This is a genomic window from Streptococcus fermentans (genome assembly GCF_040888305.1).
Lineage (GTDB): Bacteria > Bacillota > Bacilli > Lactobacillales > Streptococcaceae > Streptococcus > Streptococcus fermentans.
Genome location: NZ_JBFNFG010000002.1, coordinates 224,228 through 238,216, shown reverse-complemented (window position 1 = coordinate 238,216; position 13,989 = coordinate 224,228). Strand labels below are relative to the sequence as shown.

The following is a 13,989-nucleotide window of genomic DNA, read 5'->3' as shown; positions in this document are numbered from 1 at the left end:
TAATACTTCAAAGGAGGAAATCAGATGGTAGTAAAAACAAGAAAACAAGGAAATTCAATCACCATTACCATTCCAAGTGAATTCAATATTCCAAGTGGTGTAAAATACGAAGCGAAATTGTTACCAAGTGGTGAAATTATCTTTACTCCCGAAGAGTCTGAACATCAAATTTCTTATGTATCTGATGATGCCTTTGACTTAAATTTAGATAAAATCTTTGATGAATACGATGATGTTTTCAAAGCTTTGGTGGAAAAATGACAGTCTATCTTACAGAAAGACAAATTGAAAAAATCAATTCTTTAGCAATTCAACGGTATTCACCTAATGAAAAAATTCAGACAGTTAGTCCTTCTGCCTTAAATATGATTGTCAATTTACCAGAACAATTTGTTTTTGGCAAACCTCTTTATCCAACAATTTTTGATAAGGCAACGATACTATTTGTCCAATTAATCAAGAAGCATGTTTTTGCCAACGCTAATAAACGAACTGCTTTCTTCGTTTTGGTGAAATTTCTACAGTTAAATGGTTATCGTTTTTCTGTAACAGTTGAAGAAGCGGTGGATATGTGTGTAACTATTGCAGTAGAATCCTTAACAGATGAAAGATTAGCTAGCTACACCAAATGGATTTCCGAACATTCTTTTAGAGCTAATGGCCAAATTTAAGCTTGGATATTTAAATCCTATAAGTAAAAAATAGATAAACAGACAGTATTAGAATTCTGTAATTCAGAAAACTAATATTGTCTCTTTTTATTGAAATAATGAAAGTGAGAAAATATGGAAACAAAAGTGACAATCATCATTCAAGAAATGCTACCCCTTTTAAACAATGCACAATTACTAGCATTGCGGGAGAGTTTAGAGCGCCATTTAGTAAATGGTGTCAATCAACAGAAGTATACGAATAAATCCTTGTTAGCCTTGTTCATTACTGCTAAACAGGTGGAGGGTTGTAGCGCAAAAACGATTCGTTATTATCAAAGGACTATTGAAAATTTATTTACGAGCATAAAGCAGTCTGTAACACAACTGACAACAGATGATTTGAGAAGTTATCTAGCACAGTATCAGTCAGAAAAAGATTGCAGTAAAGCAAATTTGGACAATATCCGACGCATCTTGTCTTCGTTTTTTGCTTGGCTTGAGCAGGAGGAATATATCATCAAAAATCCTATTCGACGGATAAAAAAGATTAAGACCGAACAAACTGTGAAAGAAACTTATACTGATGAACATCTTGAAATCATGCGAGACAATTGTGAAAACTTAAGGGATTTAGCAATGATCGATCTACTAGCTTCAACAGGAATGCGCGTGGGAGAACTTGTTCAACTGAATCGCTCAGATATTGACTTTGAAAATCGTGAATGTGTTGTATTTGGGAAAGGTAAAAAGGAAAGACCTGTTTATTTTGATGCTCGTACGAAAATCCATTTAAAAAACTATATCAAAATCAGAGAAGATAATCATCCAGCTCTTTTTGTTACCTTGCTTGGAAAAGCTCAGAGACTCGGAATAGCTGGTGTTGAGATTCGATTAAGAAAGTTAGGTCAAAAGCTTGGAATCCAAAAGGTCCACCCTCATAAATTCAGAAGAACACTAGCAACAAAGGCAATTGATAAAGGAATGCCTATCGAACAAGTCCAAAAACTGCTAGGTCACAGCAAAATTAACACAACCTTAGCCTATGCTATGGTCAACCAAAGTAATGTCAAACATTCCCATCAGAAATTCATCTCTTAAGTGCAAATCCCGATTTAACGAGATGTTTGGAGATCCTATTTTGAATGAAATGGGTTGGGAAAAGCATAGATTATCAAAATTAACATTAAAAATTGGTTCAGGGGCTACACCTAGAGGAGGAAGAGAAAGTTATGTCAACGAAGGGATAGCGCTCATTAGAAGTATGAATGTATATGATGGTAAGTTTATTTTCAAAGATTTAGCTTATTTAACTAATGTTCAGGCTGAAAAATTAAATAATGTAATTGTTGAATCTGACGATGTTTTGCTGAATATTACAGGTGCATCTGTATCTCGTTGTTGTATTGTTCCACAAATTATTTTGCCTGCGAGAGTTAATCAGCATGTTTCTATAATTCGTTGTAAAAAGCACTTATTATCACCAATATTTTTAAATCAACTTCTAATAACTTCCGAGTTTAAGAGTTTGCTACAGAAAATAGGAGAAAGTTCAGGTGCTACTCGTCAAGCGATAACAAAAAATCAGATTGAAGAATTAACCATCCCCCTCCCCCCTCTTTCCCTCCAAAACGAGTTCGCAGACTTTGTGGCTCAGGTTGACAAATCACAATTTGCTTGTCAGATGGCTATAAAACTGTGGAGAAATAGCTTAAAATCTAGTATAATATAGCTATCTATTTAATCAAAGTGAGAGAAAAATGGGAAATTTTGATTTTCTTTTAAATAACGAGGAGTATGAATCTTTTTCGAGGCCCTGTATAGAAGCTGAGAATATGATTGGGACATCCACTGTAGCGACAGCTTTCATGGCGCGTCGTGCCTTGGAACAGGCTGTTCATTGGATTTATAGCCATGATTCTTATTTGGAAGCCCCTTATCGTGCTACCTTGTCTTCATTAGTTTGGGATGATGACTTTAGAGAAATCGTAGATCCAGAGCTTCATAGTCAGATGGTTCTCTTGATACGCTGGGGCAATCATGCTGCTCATGGTGGGGAGATCAAGGAACGTGAAGCGATTTTAGCCTTACATCATTTGTACCAGTTCGTAAACTTTATTGATTACTGCTACAGCAATGAGTTTGTGGAACGTTTTTTTGACGAGAAGTTATTGCCAATTTCAGAGAATGTCAAGAAAAGAGAAACACCACAAGCCATGGTGGAACTGCAAGACAGTTTACCTGTTATGCCTGACTTTCATGAACAAATGGCTGTACAGTCCTTGGAAGTTCAAGAGAATTATACAGAAAAACGTGAAACTGCTGCTCAACGACAAGAGGTTTCCTTTCATATCGATCAGTTATCTGAGGCTGAGACGAGAAAACTTTTTATTGACATTGATTTACGATTAGCGGGTTGGAAATTTGAAGAAAATTGTCGAGTTGAAGTCGCTGTTAATGGACTGAACCACGGCTCAGGAACAGGTTATTGTGATTATGTCCTTTATGGTAAAAATGGAAAGATTTTAGCAATTATTGAAGCCAAAAAGGCTGCAGTGAATCCAGAAGTCGGTGAGGTACAAGTCAAGGAATATGCTAATGCGCTAGAGGAAAAAATAGGTTACCAACCGATTTGTTTTATTACAAATGGCCTCAAGCACTACATTCTTGATGGTGTAAATCGTCGCCAGGTCGCAGGATTCTATTCTCAAGAAGAATTGCAATTATTGATGGACAGACGACATTTGCAAAAACCACTTGAGGATATTTCTAGTAAAATCAGAGACGATATCTCTGGCCGATATTACCAGAAACATGCGATTGCAAGTGTTTGTGAGGCTTTTTCTAACAATCGAAGACAAGCTCTTTTGGTAATGGCAACTGGTTCTGGGAAAACTCGAACAGCAGTCTCTCTTGTTGATATCCTATCACGTCACAATTGGGTCAAAAATGTTCTCTTTCTAGCTGACCGAACATCTCTTGTAAAACAAGCCTATGATTCATTTAGGAAATTACTTCCAGATCTTTCGGTTTGTAACTTTTTAGAGGATAAAGCTGGGGCACGATCAAGTCGTATGGTGTTTTCTACTTATCCGACCATGGTTGGAGCTATTAGTGATCAGGAAGAAGTCATTCAACGCCCTTTCACTGTTGGTCATTTTGATCTTATCATTATTGACGAGTCCCACCGCTCTATTTATCAAAAATACAAGACCATTTTTGATTATTTTGATGCTAGAATCGTAGGCTTAACGGCCACACCTCGTCAGGACCTTGATAAAAACACTTATGGATTTTTTAACTTGGAAAATGGTGTTCCTACCTATGCTTATGATCTTGAAAAGGCTGTTGAGGATGGATACTTGGTATCCTATCATTCGATTGAAACCAAGTTAGAATTACCTACAGATGGGCTTCATTACGATGATCTATCCAAAGAAGATAAAGAATATTTTGATAGCCAATTTGAAGATGATAGTCTAGAAAAAGACATTGATGCTGGAGCTTTTAATTCCTTTATTTTTAATAAAGGTACAGTAGAGATTGTTCTAGATGAACTAATGACGAGAGGGATTCAGACGGCTTCGGGTGATGAGATTGGAAAAACTATCATCTTTGCAAAGAATCATCATCATGCTGAATTTATTAGAGAGATTTTTAATAAACGATATCCTGAAAAGGGGGGCGACTATGCTCAGGTGATTGACTACAGTATTAAACATTATCAGACCTTGATTGATGATTTTAAAATCAAAGAGAAACACCCTCAAATTGCAATTTCAGTTGATATGCTGGATACAGGTATTGATGTTCCAGAGGTTGTCAATTTAGTCTTTTTCAAGAAAGTGCGCTCAAAAACAAAATTTTGGCAGATGATTGGTCGTGGAACGCGTCTCTGTAAAGATTTATTTGGACCAGATCAGAATAAGGAAAACTTCTTGGTATTTGATTATGGTGACAACTTTGAATACTTCAAAGCAGATCCGAGAGAAGGAAATGGACGTCATATTGTTCCCTTGGCACATCGTTTGTTTAATATCAAGGTGGACTTGATTCGTGAACTGCAAGACCTTCACTATCAAGAGGATCCATTTGCAAGAGAGTATCGTCAGCAACTCGTCTCAGAACTTCATAGTCATGTAGAGGACTTGAATGAGTTAGACTTTAGAGTTCGTATGGTCTTAGATATGGTTTATACCTATAAGAAATTAGAAAATTGGCAAAATCTTACAACGATTTCATGTGAAAATCTTCATACTCATATATCTCCTCTCATGTTTGATGAAGATAAAGAAAATGAAATGGCGAGACGCTTTGATTTATGGATGTTAGAAATTCAAGTAGGACAACTAACCTCTAAGCCATCACGGACTCATATATCTCAAGTTATGAAAACTGCTCAGGCTCTTGCTTCTGTTGGCAATATCCCTCAGGTCTTTGCACAGGCTGAAATTATCAGGAAAGTTCAAGAACCTGAATTTTGGGAGGAAGTAAGCTTGTCTGAACTTGAAAAAATACGCCTTTCTCTAAGGGATTTATTGCAATTCTTAGATAAAACGAGCCGAAAAGTATATTATGTCAATTTTGAAGATCGAATTCTTTCTACTGTTTATGAAACCACTCCTTATTTGCAGGTAAATGATCTTCGATCCTATAACGAAAAAGTTGAGCATTATTTGAAAGCTCATTTGGATGAGGAAGCAATTTCTAAATTGTATCATAACAAGAAGTTGACTGCACAAGATTTATTAGCATTAGAAACTCTATTATGGGAAAAATTAGGAAGTAAAACTGACTATCAGCAGCACTATGAGAACAAGGCTATTCCTAGATTGGTTCGTGAGATTATTGGTTTGAATAGAGAGGCTGCTAATCAAGTGTTTTCTAAGTTCTTGTCAGATGAAAGCCTTAATGCTAAGCAAATTTCTTTTGTAAAATTGATTGTCGATTATGTCGTTGAAAATGGTTATATGGATAAGTCAATGCTGACACAAGAACCGTTTAAATCTTATGGATCCGTACAAGTACTATTTCAACATCAAATACCAGTATTGAGGAATATTGTCCAAACAATTGACTTAATCAATAATCGCGCTGAAGAAGTAGCTTGAATATAGAAAGAGAACTACCATGCAAACACAAGAAGAAATGAATGTTCTGGTACCTGAAAAACTAGCGGAAATTGAACGTGATTATGATGTTACCGTATTGTGGGCAATTGAGTCTGGCAGTCGCGCTTGGGGCTTTGAGTCTCCAGATAGTGACTTTGATGTGCGTTTCATTTACAAGCATAAGCAAGAATTTTATCTTAGTCTGAACGATCATCGCGATGTCATCGAACTACCAATTGACGATACTTGGGATGTGAGCGGCTGGGATTTGGACAAGACTTTAAAACTTCTTTATAAGTCAAATCCAACCCTCTTTGAGTGGTTACAGTCGCCAATCGTTTACCAGCAAGACGAAGGCTTTATTGACCGTATCCGTCCGCTTGTTAGTCAGTATTTTTCCGAGAAAAAGATGCTCCACCATTACTTGAATACTGCTAGAACGCAAATGAATAAGTATCTTTCAGGAGACAAGGTCAAACCTAAAAAGTACTTCTATGCTCTGCGTCCAATTTTAGCCTGTCGTTGGATAGAAAAATATCATTCTGTTCCACCGATTTTGTTTGATGATTTAGTGAAAGAATTGCTTCCTGATGAAATGAAAGAGCATGTGTCTAGATTACTTGATATCAAGATAAATGGACCTGAAGGTATGGAAATTGAGCCCATTAAGCCCATCCAGGACTACATCACCAAAAATATCCAAGAACTAGATGATTACATCCAAAGTGTTACCGAGGAGAAGAAAGACTGGGAAGCTCTCAATCAATTTTTCCTTGAAGAATTGAGTCGTGACTGAGGTTAGATATGAGAAAATGGACATGTAGATGTGGTCAAGCAATGAACGACCACCAAGCTCCTGATCCAAATGCTTATTCGGTTTATTCGGATGAGTTATTAGTAGAAATCATGAATAAAAAAGATGGTAATGATACAATTTCCTATGAAGACATTTCTGAGGCTTCCTTTTATATGTGGAAGTGCCCAAATTGTGGTAGTTTTATGGTCTTTGGTGAAGAGGATAATAAAGATTGTTTCACTTTTTATGAGCGCCAGACCAGTGCAAAAGCAGAACCACTTTTCGATCCTGATCAGGAGTTGAATCTCGTTGTCGTTGAGTTTCAAGAAGGTGGAAATGGATATACTTATATCTGTGATGATCCAAGTATTCATATTGGGCATGGTGTGATTGTACCAACTGGAAAGGAAAATATTGAAAAAATAGCTCTGGTAGTCCAGAAATATCATGCTTTCCCAAGAGATATCACTTATCCCGCTGAAAAGTTAAAAAGGGTTATCCGTAGGTACTCTATTTTTGATCCCGAGACTTCAAAAATAGTTTGTAAAAATATACTTGAGCATGGAAGAATTCTAAATGCTTGCTCGAAAAAAGTAAAAATAGAGTCTAAACAAATTTACCATGCAATCAAAACTCCTCTAGGCTATTTTTGGTTGGAGTTAAATAGAGTTCCAATTCCGATGAAAATCACACAAATTCAAGTACAAGATAAAAAGTATCAGGTTGATGGAGCCTTTTATATAAAGCCTGCCAAGGTAAACTACAGAAAATTGTTAGAACTTGAATTATGTGCAGATTTTGATATTGATGCCTCTCGTTGGATTGACGTTCTATCAGACGAAAATGTTTGGGGAAACACCTGGGAACTGAATGGCCTTCAATTTGGAATTACTGCAGGAGAGTCCCCAGAATTTGAAGATGAAGTAGTTGCAAGAAAATTTAGCCGTATCCCACTTTATTATGACTGGCATCCAGAATTTGAAGACTATTATGGCTTTAGCCTAGCATGGAAAAAATACGATTCTGATAGTGATTTGTCGATTGATTTCTATACTACATAAGATGGAGGATTACAAGTATGAATCAAGCCTGGGAATTATTGTTTGAGGGGAAGATTGAAGAGGCCAAGAAATTAGTCTCAGAAAACTTTTCATTGGAAACATGCAAGGATTATGACCTTCTCAATTTAATGGGGTATATTAAGTTCTTTGAAAAAGATTACAAAGAAGCTTTGCTGATTTATCAAAACTATCTAGATGTGGCAATTTCAAGTCAGGATAAAGAAAACGAACATATCGGCTATCACCAGTTAGCCATGGTCTATCGTGAAATGAATGACTATCAAACGGCTCTTAGCTATATAGAAAAAGAGCGAGAAGTTATTGAAGATTCTTTTTCAGAGGATGCACTAAAATCTTCTGTCAATAAATATGAGCAAGGTTATTTACGATTTAAGATTGGGGAAATCGAAAAATCGATCATGTATATGGAGCAGTCCTTAAAGCAAGCTTTACAAACAGATGATTTTATTGCTCAGGCCTGCGCTTATAGAGGATTGGGAGAGATTTATTCTATAGAAAAACCTGAAAAATCGCAAGAGAATTTTTTGCAAGCTATCGATCTTTTTGAAAAAGCAGGCGATCAGGTTGGAGCTCAAGAAGTTAAAGACTTGTTAAACAAGAAAAAGTAGCATGAATAGGCTACTTTTTTAAAATTCTTTATAAACATAAGGATTCTCTGGTTTATCGACTTTTACGAAAGATTGAACTTCAAGAGTTGGGAGGACTTGATTGAGTTCCTTGTGATAGTGGTTTCTAATCTTCCCTTTCACTCTCACCCAAGTGTTATTGTCATACTGATTGCTATTTCCTGTGGTCAAGAGGCCGAAAACTCCCGAATCAGCGATACAGTGCATGATACCGAAACGAAAAACAAATTGACTATTAGCGTGATTCGGATCATTGTAGACAAAGCCTGTGAACTCGATTTCCTTACCTTCAAATTCATTTGGATAATCATAGATTGCTTCCATGACTTCCAAGTAATTTTCATCCTTGATAACAATACTAGATTGAGCTAAGTATTTATCAGCACTCTTACGGACAGTGTCTACATAAGCTGTTTGTGAATAAAAGCGACTGGTATCCGGTTTAAGATACTGACTGCTCGTACCTTCGCTTGCTTGGATTGCCTTGTCCGTTCCTTCTGACAGAGGGAAATAATAGCCTTTTGCAGATACAGTTTGTGAGTCTAGTGCAACAGTTGGAAAGGCAAATCCAACTAACAAAGGTAAACTTAGGAGGACAAAACTAGCAAGCTTGGCAGAAAACTTGTGTAAGTGACTGTGTTCTTTCAAACGCTTGAAGCAAATATAGGCTTGAACAATGGCTAGCAAGAAAGACAACACCATTGTTATATAAGCCAGATAAGAGTAGTGGAGGTTTAGATATTGATTGAGCTTACCAGATAGGTGTAGATAAAGGGTTAAGAAAAAATAACTCATCAAAATAAGAAATCGTATCATATCATCACCCCGACTAGATAAGAATAGACAAGAACAACAAGAGTCACAATGGTCATGAACTGCCAAATAAAGCGAGTTTTGAGATAATTTTTCATCATGAGTAGGTTTTTGACATCAAGCATTGGTCCAATAACCAGAAAGGCAAGAACTGGCGCATATCCAAAACTAGAGAGCAGCGAAGAGCCAATAAAAGCATCGGCTTCACTACAGAGTGATAGAAGGAAGGATAAGACCATCAAGAGAACAATAGCAAGTAGTGGTGTTGCGCTGATAGAAGTCAGTATCCTAGTTGGTACATAAACCTGGACTATACTTGCAAAAAGACAGCCAAAGACCAAATAACGTCCCATATCAAAGAATTCATCAATAGCTTGGATAAAGACCTGAAGAAGTTTCTGACCTTTGGTCAAGTGAGAAAAATCATGTTCATGACAAGCCAGTCTATTTTCCTTTTGAATCGATCCTTCCCAGAAAAATCCAAGTAAGATACCCAATATAGTAGCAACAAGAATCGAACCTAAAGCGCGGAGTAAGACCATTTTAAATGAATTACCAAAGGCTGAATAAGTTGCAAAAAGTACGATGGGATTGATGATAGAAGCGGTTACTAGAAATGGAACAGCTGTATAGCTTGGAACCTTCTTCTCCAAGAAACGGTTGATGATAGGGACAATTCCACACTCACAAGAGGGAAAGAGAAACCCTATAAATGTACCAAAAAAGATCCTCCCCAAACGATTTTTAGGGAGAAATCTATATACTTTTTCAGGAGTCACATAGACTTCAATAGCACCAGAGATAATGCTACCAATTAAGACAAATGGTAGGGCTTCAATGATGATTGATAAAAAGATAGCGCCAGCTTGTAACACACTAGAAGGTAGACTTTGAAAGAGTGTCATCTATTTTTTCTTTTCTGCTTTATCTTTCTTTTCTTTGTCATCTGGAAATGTCACTTGCTTTAAATCAGGAAGTTTAGCGAACTCTTCGAACATCTTATCTAAGTCATCAGTTTTTGTAAATTTAACAGCCATAAGGCATACCTCGATTCTTATTGTTTCCTCTATTATACTATTATTTCAGCCAAAAGGTTTAATTTTAAATTGACAAGACAAATGAATTTTTATCTTCAACAAATACCAAGCTAACTGTGACATTAATGAAAACAAGCTTTCTTCCTTATGGTATAATAGTTTCATGAATAAAAAATATGAAAAAATTTCCCAAGATTTGGGTGTAAGCTTAAAGCAAATTGATACGGTCTTGTCTTTGACAGCAGAGGGAGCGACTATTCCTTTTATCGCTCGTTATCGGAAAGACATGACTGGTAGTTTGGATGAGGTGGCTATCAAAGCTATTATCGACCTTGATAAAAGTCTTACCAACCTCAATGACCGTAAGGAAGCTGTTTTGTCAAAAATCAAAGAGCAAGGTAAGTTGACCAAAGAGTTAGAAGAAGCCATCTTAGCTGCTGAAAAACTAGCAGATGTTGAAGAACTTTATCTTCCTTATAAAGAAAAACGCCGCACCAAGGCGACAATTGCGCGTGAGGCAGGGCTTTTTCCACTTGCTCGCTTAATCTTACAAAATGTTTCTGACCTAGAAAAAGAAGCAGAAGCATTTGTCTGTGAAGGATTCGAGACTCCACAAGATGCTTTAGCAGGTGCAGTTGATATTTTGGTTGAAGCTCTCTCTGAGGATGTCAATTTGCGTTCGATGACTTATCAAGAGGTCCTTAGACATTCTAAGATTACTTCACAAGTCAAGGACGAAAGTTTGGATGAAAAGCAAGTCTTTCAGATTTATTATGATTTCTCAGAGACGGTTGCTAACATGCAGGGATATCGTACTCTTGCCCTTAATCGTGGTGAGAAGTTAGGCGTCTTGAAAATTGGTTTTGAGCATGCGACTGATCGTATTCAAGCCTTCTTTGCTGCTCGTTTTAAGGTTAAGAATGCTTATATTGACGAAGTTGTTCAGCAGTCTGTTAAGAAAAAAGTCTTACCAGCTATCGAGCGCCGTATTCGTACTGAATTGACAGAAAAGGCAGAAGAAGGAGCTATTCAACTCTTCTCAGAAAACCTCCGTAATCTTCTTCTGGTAGCACCGCTAAAAGGGCGCGTGGTTCTTGGATTTGACCCTGCCTTTCGTACAGGTGCCAAGCTTGCGGTCGTTGATGTGACTGGGAAAATGTTGACGACACAAGTCATTTATCCAGTTAAACCAGCTTCAGCTCGTCAGATTGAGGAAGCTAAGCGCGATTTGGCAGATTTGATTGGCCAATACGGTGTTGAAATTATCGCTATTGGGAATGGTACTGCCAGTCGTGAAAGTGAAGCTTTTGTTGCTGAAGTACTGAAGGATTTTCCAGAAGTCAGCTATGTCATTGTCAATGAGAGTGGTGCGTCTGTCTACTCAGCTAGTGAACTTGCCCGTCAGGAGTTTCCAGAACTAACCGTTGAAAAACGTTCGGCTATCTCAATTGCTCGCCGTTTGCAAGATCCTCTTGCTGAATTGGTTAAAATCGACCCTAAATCTATCGGTGTTGGCCAGTATCAGCACGATGTTAGTCAGAAAAAACTATCTGAAAGTCTTGATTTTGTGGTGGATACAGTTGTTAACCAAGTTGGTGTCAATATCAATACAGCTAGTCCAGCCTTGCTTTCACATGTCGCAGGACTTAACAAAACGATTTCAGAAAACATTGTTAAGTATCGTGAAGAAGAAGGTAAAATCACTTCACGCGCCCAAATCAAGAAAGTTCCTCGCCTTGGTGCCAAAGCATTTGAACAGGCAGCAGGTTTCCTCCGTATTCCTGAAAGTAGCAATATACTTGACAATACAGGAGTTCACCCTGAAAACTATGCAGCGGTCAAGGAACTCTTCAAACGCTTGGATATTAAAGACCTAAATGAAGAAGCGCAAGCCAAACTCAAAGCTGTTTCTATCAAAGAAATGGCTCAAGAGCTAGACCTTGGTCAAGAAACTCTTAAAGATATTATTGCTGATCTTCTCAAACCAGGTCGTGATTTCCGTGATTCTTTTGATGCTCCAGTCCTTCGTCAGGATGTCTTGGATATCAAAGACTTACAAGTTGGCCAAAAGCTTGAGGGAGTTGTGCGCAACGTCGTTGACTTCGGTGCCTTTGTTGATATCGGTATCCATGAAGATGGACTCATTCATATTTCACACATGAGTAAGAAATTTATCAAACATCCAAGTCAAGTCGTTTCAGTCGGCGATTTGGTAACCGTTTGGGTGAAGAAAATCGATGCTGACCGCGAAAAAGTGAATCTGTCGCTTCTTGCACCAAATGAATCTAACTGATTACGTTAAACAGGTCTCTTTAGAAGATTTTGGAAAACCTTTCAAACACCAAGCTCAATGGAATACTCGTCTACGGTCGACAGGTGGGCGATTTTTTCCTAAAGATGGTCATTTGGATTTCAATCCCAAAGTATATCAAGAACTTGGTTTAGAGGTTTTTCGTAAAATTGTTCGTCATGAGCTCTGCCATTACCATCTTTACTTTGAAGGCAAGGGCTATCAGCATAAGGATTTAGCCTTTAAGCAACTTTTAAAAGAGGTAGACGGTCTCCGCTTTGTTCCTCCCTTGTCAAGTTCCAATCAAAAACCAAGCTTAGTCTATGCTTGTCAGTCTTGTCAGCAAATCTATCAAAGAAAGCGAAAAATTGATACCAAGCGTTATCGTTGTGGTCTCTGTCGTGGAAAGCTCCTCTTGTTAAATCGGCCTAAGGACTGATGTAGCAAATCTAGCTTAGTGCTATACTAAGATTAAGAAATCCGAAAGAGGAATAAATTATGAATACAAAATTTTATAAAATGAGAAGAAATCGCATGATATCAGGTGTTCTTGCAGGTCTATCTGATAAGTGGAATCTTGATGTAACCCTAGTTCGTTTCCTTTTTGCAATCTTTACAATCGCAAACTTTGGACTCGGCATTATTATCTACATTATCCTAGCTTCGATCCTACCAACAAAAGAAGATATCGAAGCTGAAATGTATGGAACAGGCCCACGCAAGATTAAAGAAGCCCAACCTATCAATGATGACGAAGGTTGGTTTTGGTAATTTAAATTAACTGTCTATATTTTGATAGCAAAAAGATACCGTACGGTATCTTTTTTAAATACTAAACAACTGTCCGAATAGATAGGTAACTCCCATAGTCAACAAACCGATACAAAGGTTTCGGATCATGGCTGTTTTTGTTGGGGCTTTCCCGAGTTTTGCACTGGTGTAACCTGTAATCAATAGAGAAATCGCAACGATAAAAACAGTAGCAGGGATTCGATAGTCGCTTGGGAAGATAGTTATTGAAAGCATTGGTGGCAGGCTACCAAGTACGAAGGCGATGAAGCTAGATGCAGCAGCATGCCAGGGATTGGTGAATTCCTCATACTCGATTCCGTACTTTTCCTCAACTAAGGCTTTGAGAGGGTTTTTGAGAAATGCCTTGTTGGTTAAGAGCTGGGCTGATGTTTCACACTCACCATTTTGAAGATAGGCTGCGTAGAGTGATTTTTTAGCAGCTTCCATATCTTTATCTAAAAGTAATTGTTCTCGAGCTACAGCGGCTTCCTCCGTGTCTTTTTGAGTAGATACGGATACATACTCGCCACCAGCCATAGAAAAGGCACCAGCAAGAATTGCGGCTAATCCTGAGAGGAAGATAATCCAGATATTGTTAGTCGCACTGGCAACCCCAATAACAACTCCAGCGATAGAGATGATTCCATCATTTGCGCCCAGTACACCAGCACGCAAGATATTTAAACGGCCAGCAAAGTTTGCATCAATTTCATGTGTAATTTCTGACATAGTTTTCTCCTTCCTGTCCATTATAAAGTAAAGAGGAAGTGAATACAAACTTTTTAAACTATC

At 37.6% G+C, this 13,989-nt stretch carries 15 protein-coding genes; 11 read left to right on the top strand and 4 right to left on the bottom strand.

Going from position 1 to position 13,989, the window contains the following annotated elements; all coding sequences use genetic code 11:
* The first annotated feature begins 24 nt into the window (after positions 1-24).
* From AB2B50_RS03505 to AB2B50_RS03470, 8 genes are all read left to right on the top strand, one after another.
* A complete protein-coding gene (locus AB2B50_RS03505) occupies positions 25-261 on the top strand; it encodes an AbrB/MazE/SpoVT family DNA-binding domain-containing protein (protein WP_049504513.1) in 237 nt (78 codons plus the stop codon).
* Positions 258-671: a type II toxin-antitoxin system death-on-curing family toxin gene (locus tag AB2B50_RS03500; protein WP_320692452.1), complete on the top strand. Its 414-nt coding sequence runs from the start codon at positions 258-260 to the stop codon at positions 669-671. Before AB2B50_RS03505 ends, AB2B50_RS03500 begins: the two co-directional genes overlap by 4 nt.
* Positions 672-785: 114 nt before the next feature.
* Positions 786-1,751, top strand: coding sequence for a site-specific tyrosine recombinase/integron integrase (xerA, locus tag AB2B50_RS03495; RefSeq protein ID WP_049504510.1), 966 nt, complete (start codon positions 786-788; stop codon positions 1,749-1,751).
* Positions 1,696-2,382: a restriction endonuclease subunit S gene (locus AB2B50_RS03490; RefSeq protein WP_049504508.1), complete on the top strand. Its 687-nt coding sequence runs from the start codon at positions 1,696-1,698 to the stop codon at positions 2,380-2,382. Before xerA ends, AB2B50_RS03490 begins: the two co-directional genes overlap by 56 nt.
* 28 nt (positions 2,383-2,410) lie before the next feature.
* A complete protein-coding gene (locus AB2B50_RS03485; protein ID WP_320692451.1) occupies positions 2,411-5,761 on the top strand; it encodes a DEAD/DEAH box helicase family protein in 3,351 nt (1,116 codons plus the stop codon).
* Positions 5,762-5,780: 19 nt separating this feature from the next.
* Positions 5,781-6,557 carry a nucleotidyltransferase domain-containing protein gene (locus tag AB2B50_RS03480; protein ID WP_320692450.1) on the top strand — a complete coding sequence of 259 codons (777 nt, stop codon included), beginning with the start codon at positions 5,781-5,783 and terminating at the stop codon, positions 6,555-6,557.
* Between the two features lie 8 nt (positions 6,558-6,565).
* Positions 6,566-7,618, top strand: a complete 1,053-nt coding sequence (locus AB2B50_RS03475) for a hypothetical protein (RefSeq protein ID WP_320692449.1) — start codon at positions 6,566-6,568, stop codon at positions 7,616-7,618.
* Positions 7,619-7,635: 17 nt separating this feature from the next.
* The gene (locus tag AB2B50_RS03470) at positions 7,636-8,247 is read left to right on the top strand and encodes a tetratricopeptide repeat protein (protein ID WP_320692448.1); all 612 of its coding nucleotides are present in this window, start codon (positions 7,636-7,638) and stop codon (positions 8,245-8,247) included.
* An 18-nt stretch (positions 8,248-8,265) separates the two neighbouring features.
* Here the strand turns inward: AB2B50_RS03470 and AB2B50_RS03465 are convergent, their stop codons facing one another.
* Genes AB2B50_RS03465 through AB2B50_RS03455 form a run of 3 tightly spaced genes read right to left on the bottom strand, consistent with a single transcriptional unit; the run spans position 8,266 to position 10,115 of the window.
* Positions 8,266-9,081, bottom strand: a complete 816-nt coding sequence (locus AB2B50_RS03465) for a TIGR03943 family putative permease subunit (protein WP_320692447.1) — start codon at positions 9,079-9,081, stop codon at positions 8,266-8,268.
* Positions 9,078-9,983, bottom strand: a complete 906-nt coding sequence (locus AB2B50_RS03460; RefSeq protein ID WP_320692446.1) for a permease — start codon at positions 9,981-9,983, stop codon at positions 9,078-9,080. The genes AB2B50_RS03465 and AB2B50_RS03460 overlap by 4 nt, the downstream gene beginning before the upstream one ends.
* Positions 9,984-10,115 (bottom strand): SPJ_0845 family protein, encoded by a 132-nt coding sequence (locus AB2B50_RS03455; RefSeq protein ID WP_000268695.1) that lies wholly within the window; start codon positions 10,113-10,115, stop codon positions 9,984-9,986. It lies immediately after the preceding gene.
* A gap of 163 nt (positions 10,116-10,278) precedes the next feature.
* On the opposite strand from AB2B50_RS03455, the gene AB2B50_RS03450 reads away from it, so the two are divergent.
* The 3 genes from AB2B50_RS03450 to AB2B50_RS03440 are packed head-to-tail and all read left to right on the top strand — an operon-like array spanning position 10,279 to position 13,176.
* The gene (locus AB2B50_RS03450) at positions 10,279-12,408 is read left to right on the top strand and encodes a Tex family protein (RefSeq protein WP_320692445.1); all 2,130 of its coding nucleotides are present in this window, start codon (positions 10,279-10,281) and stop codon (positions 12,406-12,408) included.
* Complete coding sequence (locus AB2B50_RS03445) at positions 12,395-12,844, top strand: SprT family protein (protein ID WP_320692444.1); 450 nt, start codon at positions 12,395-12,397, stop codon at positions 12,842-12,844. Before AB2B50_RS03450 ends, AB2B50_RS03445 begins: the two co-directional genes overlap by 14 nt.
* Positions 12,845-12,903: 59 nt before the next feature.
* Positions 12,904-13,176 carry a PspC domain-containing protein gene (locus AB2B50_RS03440; RefSeq protein ID WP_049503317.1) on the top strand — a complete coding sequence of 91 codons (273 nt, stop codon included), beginning with the start codon at positions 12,904-12,906 and terminating at the stop codon, positions 13,174-13,176.
* 54 nt (positions 13,177-13,230) lie between these two features.
* Here the strand turns inward: AB2B50_RS03440 and AB2B50_RS03435 are convergent, their stop codons facing one another.
* Positions 13,231-13,926: a VIT1/CCC1 transporter family protein gene (locus AB2B50_RS03435; RefSeq protein WP_315639152.1), complete on the bottom strand. Its 696-nt coding sequence runs from the start codon at positions 13,924-13,926 to the stop codon at positions 13,231-13,233.
* Positions 13,927-13,989 lie beyond the last annotated feature (63 nt).